14 protein-coding genes are annotated in these 17134 nt (G+C 72.6%); 4 read left to right on the forward strand and 10 right to left on the reverse strand.

The features are described from left to right. Positions 1 to 104: 104 nt before the first annotated feature. The 9 genes from G7Z13_RS03900 to G7Z13_RS03940 form a co-directional block, all read right to left on the reverse strand. Complete coding sequence (locus G7Z13_RS03900) at positions 105 to 1133, reverse strand: LacI family DNA-binding transcriptional regulator (RefSeq protein ID WP_165996041.1); 1029 nt, start codon at positions 1131 to 1133, stop codon at positions 105 to 107. 184 nt (positions 1134 to 1317) lie between these two features. Next, positions 1318 to 2388 (reverse strand): glycoside hydrolase family 43 protein, encoded by a 1071-nt coding sequence (locus G7Z13_RS03905; protein WP_165996043.1) that lies wholly within the window; start codon positions 2386 to 2388, stop codon positions 1318 to 1320. A gap of 439 nt (positions 2389 to 2827) precedes the next feature. Continuing rightward, entirely contained in the window at positions 2828 to 4960 is a 2133-nt protein-coding gene (locus G7Z13_RS03910; RefSeq protein ID WP_165996045.1) for an FAD-dependent oxidoreductase, read from the reverse strand. Positions 4961 to 5104: 144 nt separating this feature from the next. Then, the gene (locus G7Z13_RS03915; RefSeq protein ID WP_165996047.1) at positions 5105 to 7027 is read right to left on the reverse strand and encodes an NAD-binding lipoprotein; all 1923 of its coding nucleotides are present in this window, start codon (positions 7025 to 7027) and stop codon (positions 5105 to 5107) included. A gap of 576 nt (positions 7028 to 7603) precedes the next feature. Beyond that, positions 7604 to 9232 (reverse strand): chaperonin GroEL, encoded by a 1629-nt coding sequence (gene groL, locus G7Z13_RS03920; RefSeq protein WP_165996049.1) that lies wholly within the window; start codon positions 9230 to 9232, stop codon positions 7604 to 7606. Positions 9233 to 9409: 177 nt separating this feature from the next. Continuing rightward, entirely contained in the window at positions 9410 to 9562 is a 153-nt protein-coding gene (locus tag G7Z13_RS03925) for a hypothetical protein (protein WP_165996051.1), read from the reverse strand. 130 nt (positions 9563 to 9692) lie between these two features. Further along, on the reverse strand, positions 9693 to 10292 hold the full coding sequence (gene grpE, locus G7Z13_RS03930; protein WP_165996053.1) for a nucleotide exchange factor GrpE: 600 nt from the start codon (positions 10290 to 10292) through the stop codon (positions 9693 to 9695). Continuing rightward, positions 10289 to 12235 (reverse strand): molecular chaperone DnaK, encoded by a 1947-nt coding sequence (dnaK, locus tag G7Z13_RS03935; RefSeq protein ID WP_165996057.1) that lies wholly within the window; start codon positions 12233 to 12235, stop codon positions 10289 to 10291. Before dnaK ends, grpE begins: the two co-directional genes overlap by 4 nt. 165 nt (positions 12236 to 12400) lie before the next feature. Further along, entirely contained in the window at positions 12401 to 12805 is a 405-nt protein-coding gene (locus G7Z13_RS03940) for a J domain-containing protein (protein ID WP_165996058.1), read from the reverse strand. Between the two features lie 207 nt (positions 12806 to 13012). Between G7Z13_RS03940 and G7Z13_RS03945 the strand changes: the two genes are divergently transcribed. The 4 genes from G7Z13_RS03945 to G7Z13_RS03960 all read left to right on the forward strand — a co-directional run bounded on the left by G7Z13_RS03945 (position 13013) and on the right by G7Z13_RS03960 (position 15684). Then, a complete protein-coding gene (locus G7Z13_RS03945) occupies positions 13013 to 13153 on the forward strand; it encodes a hypothetical protein (protein WP_165996059.1) in 141 nt (46 codons plus the stop codon). A gap of 48 nt (positions 13154 to 13201) precedes the next feature. Further along, positions 13202 to 13933, forward strand: coding sequence for a hypothetical protein (locus G7Z13_RS03950; RefSeq protein WP_240926110.1), 732 nt, complete (start codon positions 13202 to 13204; stop codon positions 13931 to 13933). Between the two features lie 283 nt (positions 13934 to 14216). Next, on the forward strand, positions 14217 to 14702 hold the full coding sequence (locus G7Z13_RS03955; RefSeq protein WP_165996061.1) for a DUF1360 domain-containing protein: 486 nt from the start codon (positions 14217 to 14219) through the stop codon (positions 14700 to 14702). A gap of 175 nt (positions 14703 to 14877) precedes the next feature. Then, positions 14878 to 15684, forward strand: coding sequence for a right-handed parallel beta-helix repeat-containing protein (locus G7Z13_RS03960; protein ID WP_240926111.1), 807 nt, complete (start codon positions 14878 to 14880; stop codon positions 15682 to 15684). 382 nt (positions 15685 to 16066) lie between these two features. Here the strand turns inward: G7Z13_RS03960 and G7Z13_RS03965 are convergent. After that, the coding region (locus G7Z13_RS03965) for an FAD-dependent oxidoreductase (protein WP_165996062.1) at positions 16067 to 17134 on the reverse strand (1068 nt) is incomplete at its 5' end.

Raw genomic sequence — 17134 nt, forward strand, 5'->3', positions numbered from 1 at the left:
TTCGCGGCAGCGGGCTGCGGGTTGCGGGGCCGCCGTACCGGAAGTCCGGTCGACGGCGAGGACGCCGACCCGCCCCGCGTCGAAACGCCTCCCCGACGTCCGACTCAGCCGTTCGCGCCTTCGCCGGCCGCGCGGCCGAGCGTGCTCTCCCGCTCGACCAGCCGGTAGTCCGCCCACACCCGCCGCGGTTCGGGAGCCGCGCCGCCGAGCCGGGCCAGCACGGACTCCACCGCGAGGCGGCCGATGGCACTCTTGTCCGGTGAGATCGAGGTGAGCGTCACGGCACCGAAGCGTCCCTCCACCACGTCGTCGAAGCCCACGACCGCGACGTCCTCGGGCACCCGCAGTCCCCACTCGTGCAGCACGCGCATCGCCCCGATGGCCATGGGGTCGTTGTAGGCGAACACGGCGTCGGGACGCCGTCCGGTCTCCAGGATGCGCGTCATGGCCGCCGCGCCGTCCGCGTGGCCCCATCCGTCGGTGGCGGCGACGAGCCCGTCGTCGGCGGGCAGACCGGCCGCGGTCAGTTCCTCGCGCCAGCCGCGCACGCGCAACTGCGCCGGTTCGCTCCGGCCGCGCCGGGCACCGATGAAGGCCACCTCACGGCGCCCGAGGCCGATCAGGTGCCGGACCGCGGCCCGGGCGGCGGCGACGTTGTCGATGGCGATGTGGTCGTACGGCAGGTCGTACTCCCGTTCCCCGAGCAGGACCAGCGGCACGTTCCCGGTGCGGTCACGCAGGTCGTCGGGCTCCAGCTCGATGGGGCTGAGGATGAGCCCGTCGATGACGCGGGCCCGGAAGCCCTGGCTGACCAGCACCTCCTGTTCGCGCCGTCCACCGGTGTGGTCGAGCAGCACGATGTAGTCGTGCTCGGCGGCCGCGTCGATGACCGTGGCGGCGAGTTCGGCGAAGTACGGGTTGCCCAGTTCGGGCAGGGCGAGCGCGATGATGCCGGTGCGGCCCTTGCGCAGGTGCCGGGCGGTCAGATTGGGCCGGTAGCCGAGGGCGTCGATGGACCGCTGGACGCGCTCGCGCATGGCGGGGGTGACGTGCCGGTAGTTGTTCACCACGTTGGAGACGGTCTTGATGGAGACCCCCGCGTGCTCCGCGACGTCCTTGAGACTGACCCGCACGTCCGTCCTTCCTGGCCGGCCCGACCCGGGCGGCCGGCGCGGGTCCGGTGCCGTCACTGCGAGCCGTTGGCCGAGCCCGTGCACGCCTGATTTGAAACGTTATATATCCCTCTCGTCACGCTGACAAGGCGGCGGTACGGCGGGACCGGCGTCGACGCGGCCCGCCGAGGCGACGGACACGCGGCTACTCGAAGAACTTGAGGCTCCACCCGGTGTTCGTGGGGGCGCCCGGGACGTTGGCGCGGCTGTAGGTGGTGTTGCCCCACCAGGCGAACGTGCCGGTGTACCAGTACCGGTTCTCCCACGCGTACGGCGTCCCCTTGGGCACCGCGTGGAACATGAGCGGGAACCGCGGACCGGCGGGCGGGCTCGTGCCGATGTCGCCGTCGAGGAGCACGAAGCTGTGGTGTCCGGGCCCGTCGACGTACAGGGTGGGGTCCCAGCCGGACATCATCGTGGCGCGGTGGGAGCCGAAGAGGCAGCCGTTGGACTTGTACCAGTCCCATACGTACGCCGGGTCACCGCCGGCCCGCAGCCGCAGGTCGGCCAGGCAGTACTGATCGCTCCAGCTGCCGTTGGCCGAGTACGCGATGTGCAGTTGCCCGTTCGGGTCCTTGATGGGTTCGGGGCCCTCGTTGATGAACGGGTCGCCCACCACCCGCTCCCAGGGCTCGCGTGGCTGGGAGATGACGTACCGTGCGCCGGTGGGCGTCGTCGGGCTGCTCATCCGGGCGATGTAGAGGTTCTGCTCGACGTTGGTGTCACCGGCCCACCCGGACCAGACGAACCAGCGCTGCCCGTTGAAGGTGAACAGGGTGCCGTCGATGGCCCACTTGTCGTCCGGCAGGGCCAGTTTCGTGGCGGCGGTGTATCCGCTGTCCGGGGCGGCGGAGCTGATGACGTACATCCGGTGGGCCGGTCCGCGCCCGGCGGTGAAGTAGATGTAGTAGCGGCCCGTGTCGCGCACGATCTCCGGGGCCCAGACCTCACCGAGGTTGCCCGTGTCCGACCAGACCCGGCGGGCGGGCGCCGAGGCGAGTGCGTCCGTCGAGGAGGCCTGCCGCACAGCGATGCCGTCGCCGACGGACTGCACCGAGATGTAGGTTGCGCCGACCCGCAGCACGCTCGGATCGGCGGCCCGCAGGCCCGTCCGGCCGGCCTGGGCGGGTTCGGCGGACAGCAGGGACAGCGCGGCGGCGAGCACGCCCGCCAGGAGCAGAGCGACAGCGCTCCTCGGAGTGCGAGATGGGTTCATGGCCCCGTTCCATGGTCGGCCTCCGCTTCGACGCCGCGCCGACGCGAGGCGGCGGCGTGGGGACGGCGTCCGGCCGGGACCGCGTCGGAGGTGGTGGGGGGAGCGATCCTGGCCGCCGGGCTCGGTACCAGCGTCGATGCACATCGATGCACATCGTGCAAGGACCGTCTCACAGCTTCGCGATGAGCGGTGAGCGTGTCAACGCCTCGTGCGGTCGTCGGTCGTCCGCACCGGCGACGAGTGCGCTCGGTCCTCCGGAGTGTGGTGTGCAACTCGCTGCCGGTGGCGATGCGTTGGCTGCCCTGGCCGACAGGAGGCCGGCGCGTCGAGGCCGCGGAGCTGGGCGTCCCGCACGGCGTCGCGGTGCTTCCTCCGCCGGACGAGCCCCGTGCGGCAGCCCACTGACGGGGATGCCGCACGGGGTCGTCCGGGCCGGTGGTCAGCCCGTGTGGACCTTCAGGGCGGTGCGGACCGCGGATTCGAGGGCGCCCTCGATCCAGGCGGGTTTGACGGAGGTGTGGTCGCCTGCGAAGTGCAGGGGGCCCTCGGAGGTGGGGATGTCCGGGAAGAGTTCCGCGTGCTGGCCGGGGAAGAGGACGGACGCCTCACCGTAGGCGTAGTGGTCCCGCATCCAGGACTGGGTCTTGCACTTGGTGGTGAAGAAGACCTCGCAGCGGCGGCCGAAGACGGCCTGAACTCCGGCGAGGGCGCGCAGGTAGCGCTCCTCGTCGGCGTACGCGTCCCACTTGAGGGCGTCATCGGCCCAGCTGTAGGAGGCGAGCATGATGCCGCCGTCGCTGCCCTCCATGGGGTGGGCGTGCTCGAAGTACATGAAGCGGTTGGCGTTGTCGCTCACCGAGCCGCCACCGCGCACGTGCGCGGCCTCCGGGTCGTCGTTCGCGGCGGGCCGGAAGGCGGCGAAGCAGGACTTGTAGTCCTCGGGAACGGTGACTCCCAGGGCTTTGACGGACTGGTGGGCGCCGAGGTAGCGGCCGTCGGTGACGCGGCCCGCACGGTACTTCTCGTACAGGCCGTCCTCGATGGAGTCGAGCGCCTGTTTCCACTGCTCCTCGGTGAACTCCCACCAGCGCCGGGAGAATTCGAGCAGCACCTTGGTGGCGGCGTCGTAGTGCAGTTCCGTGATGGCCCGGCGCTTGCCGTAGCTCAGCGGGGGGTCGAAGGCGACGTGGCGCAGTCCGGAGAAGGGGACGGTGATGATCGCCTCGTCACCCTCGAAGACCTCCGTGACGCCCCCGTGGCCGGTCTGGCATTCCTCGGACACCGTGTGCACCCGGACCTTGCGGCCGTCGCGTTCGATGCGTACGGCGCGCCGGTCGAGCCGTACCTTGCCCCTCACGGGCTCGTACAGGGCGTCGACGAGCTTGGCCGTGCCGCCCTTGATCTCCCAGAAGCGGGTCCTGGGGTCGATCAGCGCGCTGGACAGGAAGCTGTGCAGGAAGGAGAGGTGGAGCCGGGAGGTGAGGTTCTGGATGGTGCCGACGAGGTCGATGGTCCTGGTGTCCAGCCCGGCGACCTCGGTGAGGTAGCGGTACATGGACCAGTGGCCGTACCTCTTGAGGACCTCGGCCCAGCCGTCGACGAGGGCGGTTCCCTCCTTGCCCCGGATGAGCCGGTGCGCGGGTTCGAGGGCGTCCGCGAGGATGGCGGCGGCGGTCCTGGTGCGGTTGGGGCCGGTGATGCCGAAGGTGTCGTTGACCTTCTCGGGGTTCTTCTCGTAGTCGGCGCGGCGCACGTGGACGCCGTTGACGTGGATCCAGGTGCGGTTGGCGCGCCGCGTCGGGTTGTCGACCTCCACGTCGACCAGGAGGAACTCCTGCCGCGGCAGGTCGAACTTCTTCAGCAGGGCCATGAGCAGCGGATGGCTCTCGGGCAGCCGCATGGCCCCGCCCTCGGCGTACTGCCGGGGGTCGGCGAAGGGCTGGGTCCCGTTCTCGTGGCCGCCCTTGCGGAACGTCTTGATACGGCCGCCGACCCGGTTGCCGTTGGCCTCGATCACCACCACGTCGTGGCCGGCCCGGTTCAGCAGGTCGGCGGCGAGCAGTCCGGCGGGACCGGCCCCGACGATGAGGACGCGTTTCGTCCCTCTCCCCCGCCGGGGCGGCAGGCCGTTCTCGACGGCCCTGAGATAGGCGGGGACGAGCGGCTGGTCGTGCTCGTCGTGGACGACGATGGCGCGGGCCACGGTGGTGTACGCGTCCTCGTCGACGCCGGGCGGCGCGGCGCCCGGGGCCGTCGCGGGCGCGGGCGCCGGAGCAGGTGCCGGGGCGGGGCTCAGCGCGGTCGCGGGGGCGGCGGAGGCGGCGGTGAGTCCGGCGGCGAGGGCCGTGGCACCGGCGGCCGTGACGAGGGTGCGCCGCGAGGGGCGCGTGCCGGGGGCGGAGAGGTCCTCGTTCGGCGCGTCCGCGGGCGGCGTGGCGACCGCCGCGGTGGGCGCGGTGGGCGCGAGGCCGTCGGCGGAATCGGTGGGGTCGGAGGAATCGGCAGCGTAGGAGGAATCGGCGGGGTCGGTGGAAACGGTCACGTCCTGGGCGGTGATGTCATGTGTGCTCATCGCGCACCACTCTTGGCATCGCGGCCGCAACGGCGAAGTCCCTTCACGCGGACGGGAACCGCAAACCACTCGACCGGTGACTGAGCAGTCCGCTTCGATTGACGAACAGCGCGGGGCTCGCGCGTCCGCGGCTCGCGACCGTCGTCACTCCTTCCCCACGACCACCACTTCGTCCCGCGCGCTCCAGCGGCGCCGCTCGGTCTTGGGCGGGTTGATGCGGATGCCGTGGGACGGCGCCGTGGACGCGTCGGCGTGGGCGCGGTAGCCGATGGCGCACTCGCCGCGCTGCCGCGCCGCGGCCACGACCGTGGCGTAGGCCGTCTCCCGGTCCGGGTGGACGTAGTCGGACGCGGGCCGGAGCCGGACCCCGCTGCCCTCGGCGGAGAGGAGTTCCTCGAACACCGCCGCCAGGTGCCGGTTCTGGGAGATCTGCGCCATCAGCAGACCGATGAGCTTGCCGCTGATGATCACGTCGGCTCCGGGGCCGAGAGGGGCCAGCGGCCGGTTGCGGTCGTCGATCAGCTCGGTGACGACGGGCAGTTCGCGTCCGGTGGTCCGTTCCAGGCGGCGCAGGAGCAGCAGGGTCACGAGGGTGCGCAGGTCGGGTTCGTCCGCCGTACGGCGATGGCCGTGGCCTGGACCGGGATCGGGGTCGGGGTCCCGGCCGAGCACGATCACGCTGTCGTAGGAGGCGATCTCCAGGCCGTCCAGTGTGCCGGGGCGGGTGACGTCACCCCGCCGCAGGGTCACGGTCAGGCCGGCGCCGGCCTGGGTGTCGGCGTCGCCGACCTGCCGGCCGGTGACCTCTCCGGCCTCCGCGACGACGTCGACGGCCGAGCCGGGCCGGGCGCAGCGGCGCAACTGGTCGATGATCAGGGGTGCGCGGCGGTTCCAGCCGAGCAGGAGCACGCGTTCCGGCCGCGCGGGCGGCGGCTGGGCAGGGGCCCACGCGGTCTCGTCCACCAGGTGCGCGCAGTCGTCCAGGCGGACGGTGTCGTCGTCGCGGGAGATGACGACGAGCTGGTCGCCGGGGCCGATCGGGGTCTGCGGTGGCGGGCTGAGCAGGGAGACGGCTCCCCGTACGAGTCCGACGACACTGGAGGTCGTGTACGCCAGCAGGGCGTCGCCGAACGGCCGTCCGACCAGGGTGGGTTCGGAGGTCAGGTAGAACTCGTCGCCGGCGAAGTCGAGGAGTTCGCGGTGGACGAGGGAGATGCCGGGGCGGCGGGCCGCCTGCACGATCAGCGCGGCCGTGATGGTGTCGCTCTCCAGCACCGTGCCGCTCGGCCCCGCGGCGAGGGCCGCCGCCGACCGGTAGTGGTCGTCGCGTACGGCGGCGACCACGGGCGGGCCCGTGTCGGGGTCGGGCAGCGCGGCCCGGACGGCCAGCAGGGTCTTGACCACCTGGGCGTCGGCGTCGGCGGCGTCGTGCGGCAGGACGAGCAGGACACCGGCCTCGGCCGGGTTGGTCAGGGCGAGGACGGCCGGATCGGTGGGAGGGCCGCTGCGGCAGATCACCCGGGTGGGTCCGTACGGCCCCACCTTCGTGCTCAGTTCCTCCTCCATGGCGGTCTTGTCCCGGTCGGCCAGCACGGCGACCGTCGCGCCCCGCTGGTTGGCGTGGGCGGCGACCAGTTCGCCCACCACCGTGAAGACCTGCTCCGACCAGCCGAGCACCACGGCGTGGCCGCGTTCCAGGACGGTGGAACGGCCCCGGCGCAGGGCGATGAGCCGCTCGGTCAGCGCGGTGGTGATCAGGCCGACGAGCGTCGAGACGTACAGCAGGGCGATGAGCGCGAGCAGGACGGACAGCGCCACCCGCAGCGGTGCGCCGGTGGCACCGCCCAGCCGCAGGGTCTCGCCGGTGAGCCGCCACACCTGGGACAGACGGCCGCCGAGGGATGCCGGTGCGCCGGGGTCGGTCCACACCAGCACCGCGCTGGCCGGCACCACGACGGCCAGGCACAGCAGGGCCAGCCAGCCCACGAGCGCCGGGGCGCCGCGGGTGAGGGTGCTGTCGAACCAGTAACGGAGCCTGTCTCCGAGCGGAGTACGCCGCGGCGCCATCGTGTCCCCCCTGTCGCCGACCTGCCGGTGCGGGCCGGCACGGCGCACTCCCCCCGGTGCCCACGCAGTGCCCGCCCACCACACAGGAGTGTGCTGGTCCGGGGGCCGGGAGGGGCGAGGATCGCGTCGGCTTCACACCTTCGGGCAGATCCGCCGCTCCGCAGCGGGCCCGCCGGGCGGGGGAACCGGCTGGGCGGTGCCCGCCCCGCGGGAGGTCTGGCTGGGCGGGGGCCCGCCGGACGGCAGACACCAGCTGGGCGGGGGCCCGCCGGACGGGAGACGCCAGCTGGGCGGGAGACCGTCAGGGGAGAGGGGCCGGCCAGGCGGGGGGATCGGGCGGGCGAGGGCGACCGGCCGGGTGCGCGGAGGCGCCCGGCGTTGCCGGAACTCCGAGGCACCCGGCGCCCTCAAGGGCCGAGGCGCCCGGCGTTGTCGTGAGCCCAAGGCACCCGGCGCCCTCAGAGGCCGAGACGCCCGGCGTCAGGGAAGCCGCAGGTGCCGGGCGCCCTCGGAAGACCGAGGCACCCGGCCCCGTCAGAGGCTCAGCGGCTCAGCGCCCCGAGGCGCCCCGCGCCCTCAGACGCCGGCGCCGGCTCCGGCCGCCGCCGGGGCCTTCTTCTCCTCCGGCTTCTCGGCGACCACGGCCTCGGTGGTGAGGAACAGGCCCGCGATGGACGCCGCGTTGCGCAGCGCGGAGCGGGTCACCTTGGCCGGGTCGATGATGCCGTCGGCGAGCAGGTCGACGTACTCCCCGGTCGCGGCGTTCAGGCCGTGGCCGCGCGGCAGGGAACGGACCTTCTCCACCACGACGCCGCCCTCCAGCCCGGCGTTGGCGGCGATCTGCCGCAGCGGAGCGGAGAGCGCGCGGCGCACCATCTCGGCGCCGGTCCACTCGTCGTCCCGGACGTCCATGTCCAGCTTTTCGAAGGCGTTCTCGGCGGCCTGGATCAGGGCCACCCCACCGCCGGGCACGATGCCCTCCTCGACGGCCGCCTTGGCGTTGCGGACGGCGTCCTCGATGCGGTGCTTGCGCTCCTTCAGCTCCACCTCCGTGGCCGCGCCCGCCTTGATGACGGCCACGCCGCCGGCCAGCTTGGCCAGCCGCTCCTGGAGCTTCTCGCGGTCGTAGTCGGAGTCGGTGCGTTCGATCTCGGCGCGGATCTGCTGCACCCGGCCCTGGATGGCCGAGCCGTCGCCGGCGCCGTCCACGATCGTCGTGTCGTCCTTGGTCACGACGACCTTGCGGGCCCGGCCGAGCAGGTCGAGGCCGGCGTTCTCCAGCTTGAGGCCCACCTCGTCGGAGATCACCGTCGCGCCGGTCATGACCGCCATGTCGCCGAGCATGGCCTTGCGGCGGTCGCCGAAGCCCGGCGCCTTGACCGCGACCGCCTTGAAGGTGCCGCGGATCTTGTTGACGACGAGGGTGGCCAGCGCCTCGCCCTCGACGTCCTCGGCGACGATCAGCAGCGGCCGGCTCTCCTTGACGACCTGCTCCAGCAGCGGCAGCAGGTCCTTGACGGCGGACACCTTGTGGCCGACGAGCAGGATGTACGGGTCCTCCAGGACCGCTTCCATGCGCTCCTGGTCGGTGACGAAGTACGGCGAGATGTACCCCTTGTCGAAGCGCATGCCCTCGGTGAGCTCCAGCTCCAGACCGAAGGTCTGCGACTCCTCGACGGTGATGACGCCTTCCTTGCCGACCTTGTCCATGGCCTCGGCGATGAGGTCGCCGATCAGCCGGTCGCCGCCCGCCGAGACGGCCGCGGTGTTGGCGATCTCCTCCTTGGTCTCCAGTTCCTTGGCCATTTCGAGCAGTTCGCCGCAGACCCGCTCGACCGCGAGGTCGATACCGCGCTTGAGGGCCATCGGGTTGGCGCCCGCCGCGACGTTCTTCAGCCCTTCCCGCACCAGCGCCTGGGCGAGGACGGTGGCCGTGGTCGTACCGTCACCGGCGATGTCGTCCGTCTTCTTGGCGACTTCCTTGACCAGCTCGGCGCCGATCTTCTCGTACGGGTCCTCGAGCTCGATCTCCTTGGCGATGGAGACGCCGTCGTTGGTGATCGTGGGGGCGCCCCACTTCTTGTCGAGGACGACGTTGCGGCCCTTGGGGCCGAGGGTCACCTTGACGGCGTCCGCGAGCTGGTTCATGCCGCGCTCGAGACCGCGCCGCGCCGCCTCGTCGAACGCGATGATCTTCGTTGCCATCCTTCGGTTCCTCCACATCGACATCCGCATCGATGCCGGCGGATCCGGGTGACGTCCGCGACGCACGCCCGTACGGCGGCACAGGGCCGCACGGGCCCGCCACCCGACTCAGCCGTTGGCACTCTCGACCTGAGAGTGCCAACTCCTTGATGTAACACGTGGCCCTCGGCCAGGCAACTACCGGCGGTAGTGGAAGAGCGAACGGGTGGTTTCCGCCGGAGGCAGCGGCAGCCGGGTCTGCCGGGAGAAGACCTTCCAGTCCTCGTAGAGGCCCGGGGCGAGGACAGCGGCGAGCAGGAGCAGAGGGATCACGACAGCGGATATCAGCACCGTTCCTCCTTTGTCCGTCATGCCCGCATCTGCGGATGTCTGCATGCCATATACACAGAAGGCAGGGAGGATGACAAGCGGAAGGAAGGATGCTTGATATCGACAGGCTCAGGGTGGCCTGCGCGAGCGTCTACGCCTGGCCGGGAGGGGGCGGTCCCGGTTCGGCGACATGCGCCTGGGCCGGCCGCAGCAGCTGGTCGCCGACCCGGTAGCCGGGGCGCAGGATCGCCGCGCAGACGGGGCGTTCGACCCGGTCGGAGCGGGTGCAGGAGACCGCCTCGTGCACGGCGGGGTCGAACGGGTCACCCGGCGCGCCGAAGGACCGCAGTCCCAGCGCGCCCAGTTCCTGCTCCAGCACCTCGGCGACGCGCCCGAACCCGCCGGTCACCTCGCCCTGCGCCCGCGCCTCGTCGATGGCGTCCAGGACGGGCAGGAGACCGGTGAGCACGTTGGCGACGGCGATCTCGCCGACCGCGCGGCGGTCCCGGCGCACCCGTGCGCGGTAGTGGTCGAACTCCGACCGCAGGCGTTGCAGATCCGCCGTGCGTTCCCGCAGGCGCGCGCGCAGGACGTCGGCCTCGCCGGGGGCGGCCGCGTCCGCGCGCGGGGCCGGCTCGACGGGGCCGGGGCGGCGGGGCTCCAGGCTGTTGCCCGGGCCGCGCCGCCTGTCCTCCCGGACGACCGACAGCGGACGTTCGCCGGGGCGGCCGGTACTGCGTGCACGGGTCATCCAGTGCCCTCCTGCCGTTTGTCGTCGTCGACGATCTCGGCGTCCACGACGTCCTCGTCCTGCCCGCCGGTGCCGCCCTCGGCACCGGCGGCTCCTCCTTGACCGCTCTGACCGCTCTGACCGCCCTGGGCCTGCTGGGCCTGCTGGGCCTGCTGGGCCTGCTGGGCCTGCTGGGCCTGCTGGGCCTGCTGGGCCTGCGCGTACATGGCGGTGCCCACCTTCTGGGCCGCCGTGGTGACCTTCTCGGCGGCCTGCCGCAGGGTCGCCGTGTCCGTCGCCTCGGACTTCAGTGCCTCCTTCAGTTCCGTCAGAGCGCCCTCGACCTCGCCCTTGACGTCGGCGGGGATCTTGTCGGCGTTGTCGGTCAGCAGCCGTTCGGTCTGGTAGGCGACCTGCTCCGCCTGGTTGCGGGTTTCGGCGGCCTCGCGCCGGCTCCGGTCCTCCTCGGCGTACTGCTCGGCCTCGCGCATCATGCGGTCGATGTCGTCCTTCGGCAGCGAGGACCCGCCGGTGACCGTCATCCGCTGCTCACGTCCCGTGCCGAGGTCCTTGGCCGAGACGTGCATGATGCCGTTGGCGTCGATGTCGAAGGCGACCTCGATCTGCGGGACGCCGCGCGGCGCCGGCGGCAGACCGGTCAGCTCGAACATCCCGAGCTTCTTGTTGTACGCCGCGATCTCCCGCTCGCCCTGGTAGACCTGGATCTGCACCGACGGCTGGTTGTCCTCGGCCGTGGTGAAGATCTCCGACCGCCGGGTCGGGATGGTGGTGTTCCGCTCGATCAGCTTGGTCATGATGCCGCCCTTGGTCTCGATGCCGAGGGACAGCGGGGTGACGTCCAGCAGCAGGACGTCCTTGACCTCGCCCTTGAGGACACCGGCCTGCAGGGCCGCGCCGATGGCGACGACCTCGTCCGGGTTCACGCCCTTGTGCGGGTCCTTTCCGGTCAGTTCCCGCACCAGTTCGGTGACCGCCGGCATCCGGGTGGAGCCGCCGACCAGGATGACGTGGTCGATGTCGGACACCTTGATCCCGGCGTCCTTGATCGCGTTGTGGAACGGACCCTTGCACCGCTCCAGCAGGTCCGCGGTCAGCTGCTGGAACTGGGCGCGGGTCAGCTTCTCGTCCAGGTGCAGCGGACCCTCGGCGGAGGCCGTGATGTACGGCAGGTTGATCGAGGTCTCGGAGGACGACGACAGCTCGATCTTCGCCCGCTCCGCGGCCTCCCGCAGCCGCTGTACGGCCATCTTGTCCCTGGCCAGGTCGACGCCGTACCCGTTCTTGAACTGTGTGACCAGGTGGTCGACGACGCGCTGGTCCCAGTCGTCGCCGCCCAGGTGGGTGTCGCCGTTGGTGGCCTTCACCTCGACCACGCCCTCGCCGATCTCCAGCAGCGACACGTCGAAGGTGCCGCCGCCGAGGTCGAAGACGAGGACCGTCTGGTCGTTCTCCTTGTCCAGGCCGTACGCGAGGGCCGCGGACGTGGGCTCGTTGATGATCCGCAGCACCTTGAGCCCGGCGATCTCCCCGGCCTCCTTGGTGGCGGTGCGCTGGGAGTCGTTGAAGTACGCCGGGACGGTGATCACCGCGTCCGTGACGTCCTCGCCGAGGTAGGACTCCGCGTCCCGCTTGAGCTTCTGCAGGACGCGTGCGGAGATCTCCTGGGCCGTGTACCGCTTGCCGTCGACGCTCCCGGTCTCGGGGAAGCGCCACTGCGCCTCGCCCATGTGGCGCTTGACGGAACGGATGGTGCGCTCGACGTTCGTGACGGCCTGGCGCTTGGCGACCTCACCGACCAGCACCTCGCCGTTCTTGGCGAAGGCGACCACCGACGGGGTGGTCCGTGCCCCTTCCGTGTTGGTGATGACCGTCGGCTCTCCGCCCTCCAGCACGCAGACGACCGAGTTGGTGGTGCCGAGGTCGATTCCCACTGCGCGTGCCATGGGTCCTCTCCTCCCCTCCGCGTCCACGACCCGGAGCAGATACACCTCACTGGGAGACTGGATGAGTTTCGTTCTGCGAATTGTCAATGAGCCCCGGTTCACGGCCCCTTGAACCGCCTGGAAGCCTTCGCGACCGGCGGCCCGCGGGCGCGGAAGGGCGCGTGGTCACACCCCCCACCGGTCCGCGCGGCGCAGCCACCGCAGCATCAGGCGCAGGAGCGCGTCGGGGTCGTCGAAGACCTGGGGCGCGGGCCGCGCGGAGGCGGTCCGCCGGACCCGGACCGGCACGGGCCGGCCACCGGTCGCGCCCGGCGCCGGGGCGCGCCGCGCGGCGTCGTAGGCCGCGCGGCGCCCGGGGTCGCGGAGCGTGTCGTAGGCGGCGAGGACGGCGGCGAGGTCGTCCGGGACCGCCGGGTCCCGGGGCGCGGTGTCCGGGCGCTCCCGGGGCGCCGTGTCCGGGTGCAGCGCGCGCACCAGCCTGCGGTACGCGACGGTGATCTCGCGGGCGGAGGCGGAGCGCGGCACACCGAGGACCGCGTAGTGGTCGCGTGGCGGTCGCTTCACGGGCATGGCGCTCACCTCCCTACCCACTGCCAGTATGCCCGCTTTGCGTGCGGGCATTTCCTGTCACGGGTGCCGGGGAGACTTGCCCCGGACGTCTTCCCGATTTGCGTCCCGGAATGTGACGCGACTCCTACGCGGGGCCCGTTCCGGTGCGGAGCATGGGTCTGCCGGACCGCCTGCGAGCCGGCGGTCCCACGGGAAGGGAAGGCGCACATGGCCGAGCACGTGCACGTCCGTATCAGCCAGGGCCTGGCGGTGAGCGAGAGCGGCGAGCTGGTGGAGCACTCCGCCTGCCGCTGCGGGGCGACCTTCACCAGGATCCACCCGGTCCCGGAGGAGGGCTCCGAACGGTAGCCGGGCTTTCCGCCCGCCCGGGGCACCGGGTGCGCGATCATGAGTCGCGTGGACACTACCGAGCGAGAAGACGGACGGCAGCAGCTGGACGCGGTGAGCGTCCGCAACGCGAAGGAGACGCTGGTGCGCTTCCTCGGCCGGGCGGGGGTCGGTCCGGGCGACGCGGCGGAGCTGATCGGTCTGGTGGAGGCCGGCGCGCTCGCCCTCGCGCACGAGAGCGTCCGGGCTGACGGGATGCGCGGCCCTTCGGCGGGGAAGGGCGAGTTGTACGACGCCGGCTGGCTCGACGGCGCCCGCGCCGCGGCCGACGCCCTCGGCGAGCTGGCCGGGCGGGCCCTGGAGGAGGCCGTCGCCGCGCTCGAGGCGGACCGCTCGGCGGACGCCCGCCCCCGCGTCACCCGCGTACAGGTCGAGCGGGCGAAGGTGGCGGTCATGCCGCTGTACCGCTCGTTCGCCGCGGACTCCGACCTCGACCCCGAGGTCTCCGACCAGGTGCTCGGCGCTGTCCTCGCCACCATGGACGCGGGGCGGCGCGCCGGTTACGCCGGGCGGCTGGCCGCGTTCGCCGACGCGCACCGCGAGCGGCTGGAGCGGCTGTACGCGCGGTTCGGTCCGGGCAGTTCCGTGCCGGTGCACGGCCGCTACTCCCTCGTCCACTCCCCCGCCGGAGTCGCCGTACTGGAACGGCTCAGCACGGCCCCGGCGGAGCTGCGCCGGGAGTGGGACGCGGCCGAACTGCCGCCCGCGTGGCTGGACGGACTCGCCACGACCTGGGGCTGAGCCGCCACTGCCTGGGGCCGACCCGCCACGGCCTGGACCGACCGTCACGGCCGGACGGGACGCCGACCGCCACCGCCGGACGCCACCGCCGGACGCCACGACCGGACGCCGCTACCGGACGGCACGCTGACCGTCACGTTCGCACGGCCCGTCGACCGCGACGCCCGGACGGGACCGGGCCGGCGCCAAGACGGGTGCGTCGCTCCCCGCGTCCCGCGTGTGGTCGTGGCCGGGACCGGGCACTCGGGGCGGGTCCGTGAGGCCCGAGGGAAGGTGCGGTCAGGTGGAGGATCGGCGCTACGACGACGAGGGCGGTGTGCCCCTGGCGGGCTACGCCGGGATCGCGAGCGGGTTCGTGCTGGGGGTGGCGGCATACGCGACGGTGTTCCGGCGGACGGGTCGGCGGGTGCCGGAACGGGTGCCGCCGTGGGACGTGCTGCTGCTGGGGACCGCGACGTTCAAGGTGGCGCGGGTGCTGACCAAGGGCAAGGTGACCGGCTTCCTGCGGGCGCCGTTCACCCGCCGCGTGGAGGAGGGCCATGCGGGCGAGGTCATGGACGAGCCGCGCGGCGGCCCGGCCCGGCGGGCGCTCGGCGATCTCGTCTCCTGCCCGTTCTGCGTGGCCACCTGGGCCGCCGCCGGGCTGACCGGTTACTACGCGTGGGCGCCGCGGCCCGCCCGGCTGGTGTGCGCGGGGCTGAGCGCGGTGACGGTGGCGGACTGGCTCCAGTACGCCTGGACCGGGACGCAGCAGGCCGTGGAGGGATGACGTCAGGGGGCGGACACGTCACGAGGACGAACGTGTCGGGGCAGGAGTGTGCGTATGTCCATGTCGGTCTCGGTTCCGCTGACGGTCGACGCCCGGGAGCACGGGCTGACACGCCCGGGAGCACGGGCTGACCGGTGACGGGAGCACCAACGACCAGCCGGCGTTCCAGCGGCTGGTGGACACGGTGGGGGCCGCCCGCGCCGCGAACGGCCGCCCCCGGACCATCCGGGACATCCACGACACCGCGGCGACCGGTTTCGGCTGCGACTTCCTCCACGACACGGTGGTGGAGGGCGTGCTGGCGCAGCGGTGCGGGCGGCAGGACCCGGGCGGGCAGATGGGCGGCGCGGGCCTCGGGATCGGCGTCGGCGGCTGGGGCCCGGTCGAGCGGCTGACCGTCAGCGACTGCACGGCCGTCGGCAACGGCACCAACGGGATCTTCCTGGAGCTGCAGCAGGAGGACTGGGAGCCGCCGCGCGGGATCCGGATCACCTCCTGCCACTGCGAGGACAACCGGTTCGGCATCTCCGGCTGGGGCGCCGACGGGCTGATCGTCACCGCCTCGACGATGATCGCGAACCACGAGGCCGGGTGCGACGTGTCCTCGCAGGGCACCACGAGCGTCGGCGGGCGCGGCGGCATCGTCACCGGCTGTGTCATCGACGGCAACCTGCGCGACGGCGTCGGCTTCGGCAACAGCCCCGGCCCGTACGCCTTCCGCGGCAACCGCATCAGCAGCAACGGCCGTTACGGCTTCTGGGGGGCGGCGACCAGGGGCCCGCCTCGGACGTCGTCCCGAAGGCCCGGCCCTGCTCGGCAACCGCGTCCGCGACAACGGGCGGCGGGTCGCGCCGGGAACCTCTGGGGGCGGCGACGGCGTGCGCTGTACGCCGCTCGCGCTGGTCGACGAGAGCGCCGACTGGCCGCCGGACGGTCACCGGGGCAAGCGGGTGACGGTGGAGGGGCAGAGCGTGCTGGGTGACGTACAACACCGCCACCCGGCTCGGCCTGGCACCGTGGCGGCCGGGCATGCCGACCGCCTGGCGCGACGGCACACCGGCGCCCGGCGCGGCGTACCGGCTCCCGGGCGGTGGCGGGGACAGCGCCGGCATCACCGTCGACGCGCCGGTGACCGACGTCCAGCTGGACGGCAACCGCGTCTGGGACGAGCGGCTGCCCCCGTCGCAGGCGTACGGCCTGTGGATCACGGCCGGCGGCCGGATGACCGGCGGGCGGGTGCGCGGCAACGACTTCTCGGACAACACCGCCGCGGCGACCCGGTTCGACACGGCGCCGGCCGGGGGTGCGGTGGCGGGACAACGACGAGTGAGGCCGAGTGACGTACGCGGCGCGCAGCCGGGTCCTCAGCGCGGCTGGGGGGCCGCCGCCGGCCTGCTCTGCGTGCCGCTGCCCAGGCGCAGCCGTGCGCCCTGGCGCAGCAGTTCCTCCTGGACGAGTTCCGCGGGCACCTCGCGCGGGGTGCGGCCGGAGCGGACGGCCAGCGCGGCGCAGACACCGGCGGCCTGACCGGTGGCCATGGAGATGGGCATGACGCGGTAGGAGGAGTGCGCCACGTGGGAGCCGGAGATGCAGCGGCCGGCGACCAGGACGCGCTCGGTGTCGCGCGGCAGCAGACAGCGCAGCGGGATGTCGTAGAACCGGCCCTGCGGGACGCGCATGAGGATGGTGCCGGAGCCCTTGGGGTTGTGGATGTCCACGGGGTACGCGCCGTGCGCGATGACGTCGGGGAAGGACCGGGCCTCCATGATGTCGTGGCCGGTCAGGTGGTAGTCGCCGGTGATGCGCCGGGTCTCGCGGACGCCGATCTGGGTGCCGCTCTGCACGACGTACGACGTCTCGAAGCCGGGCACGTGCTGCCGCAGGAACCGTTCGATCTGCTCCAGCTGGCGGCGGGCGGTGTACTCGGCGCGGGTCAGGTCCCACACGTCGATGCCCAGCGCGCCCGTGACGCGGGTGCTGTTGACGCTCACCTCGCCGGGGTGCGGGGTGCCGAAGAAGAGGATGTCCTCGCGGGGCAGGGTGAGTTCGCCCGCCTCGGTGGCCTTCTCGACGAGGTCCCACAGGCCGTGGACGCCCTTCCACTGGTCGGGGTTCTCACGGACGTACTCGGCGAACCGGGGCCGCAGGAAGTCGACGATCCGGAACATCAGCGTCATCGGCTGCACCAGCCCGTCCTTGGGGCGGCCGATCTCGAAGGACGCCCCGCAGGCGGTGGCCACGTCGCCGTCGCCGGTGCCGTCGACGACGACGTCCGCGTCGATCACCACCGGCCCCGACTTGGTCTCGAAGACCACCCGCCAGCCGTCGCCGTCGTCGAGCGGCAGCGCGGTGGAGGCGAAGGAGTGCAGCAGCAGCCGTACTCCGGCCTCGTCCAGCAGGTCGAGGAGGGTGAGCTTGTAGATCTCGGGGTC

This window comes from Streptomyces sp. JB150, from assembly GCF_011193355.1.
Classification (GTDB): domain Bacteria; phylum Actinomycetota; class Actinomycetes; order Streptomycetales; family Streptomycetaceae; genus Streptomyces.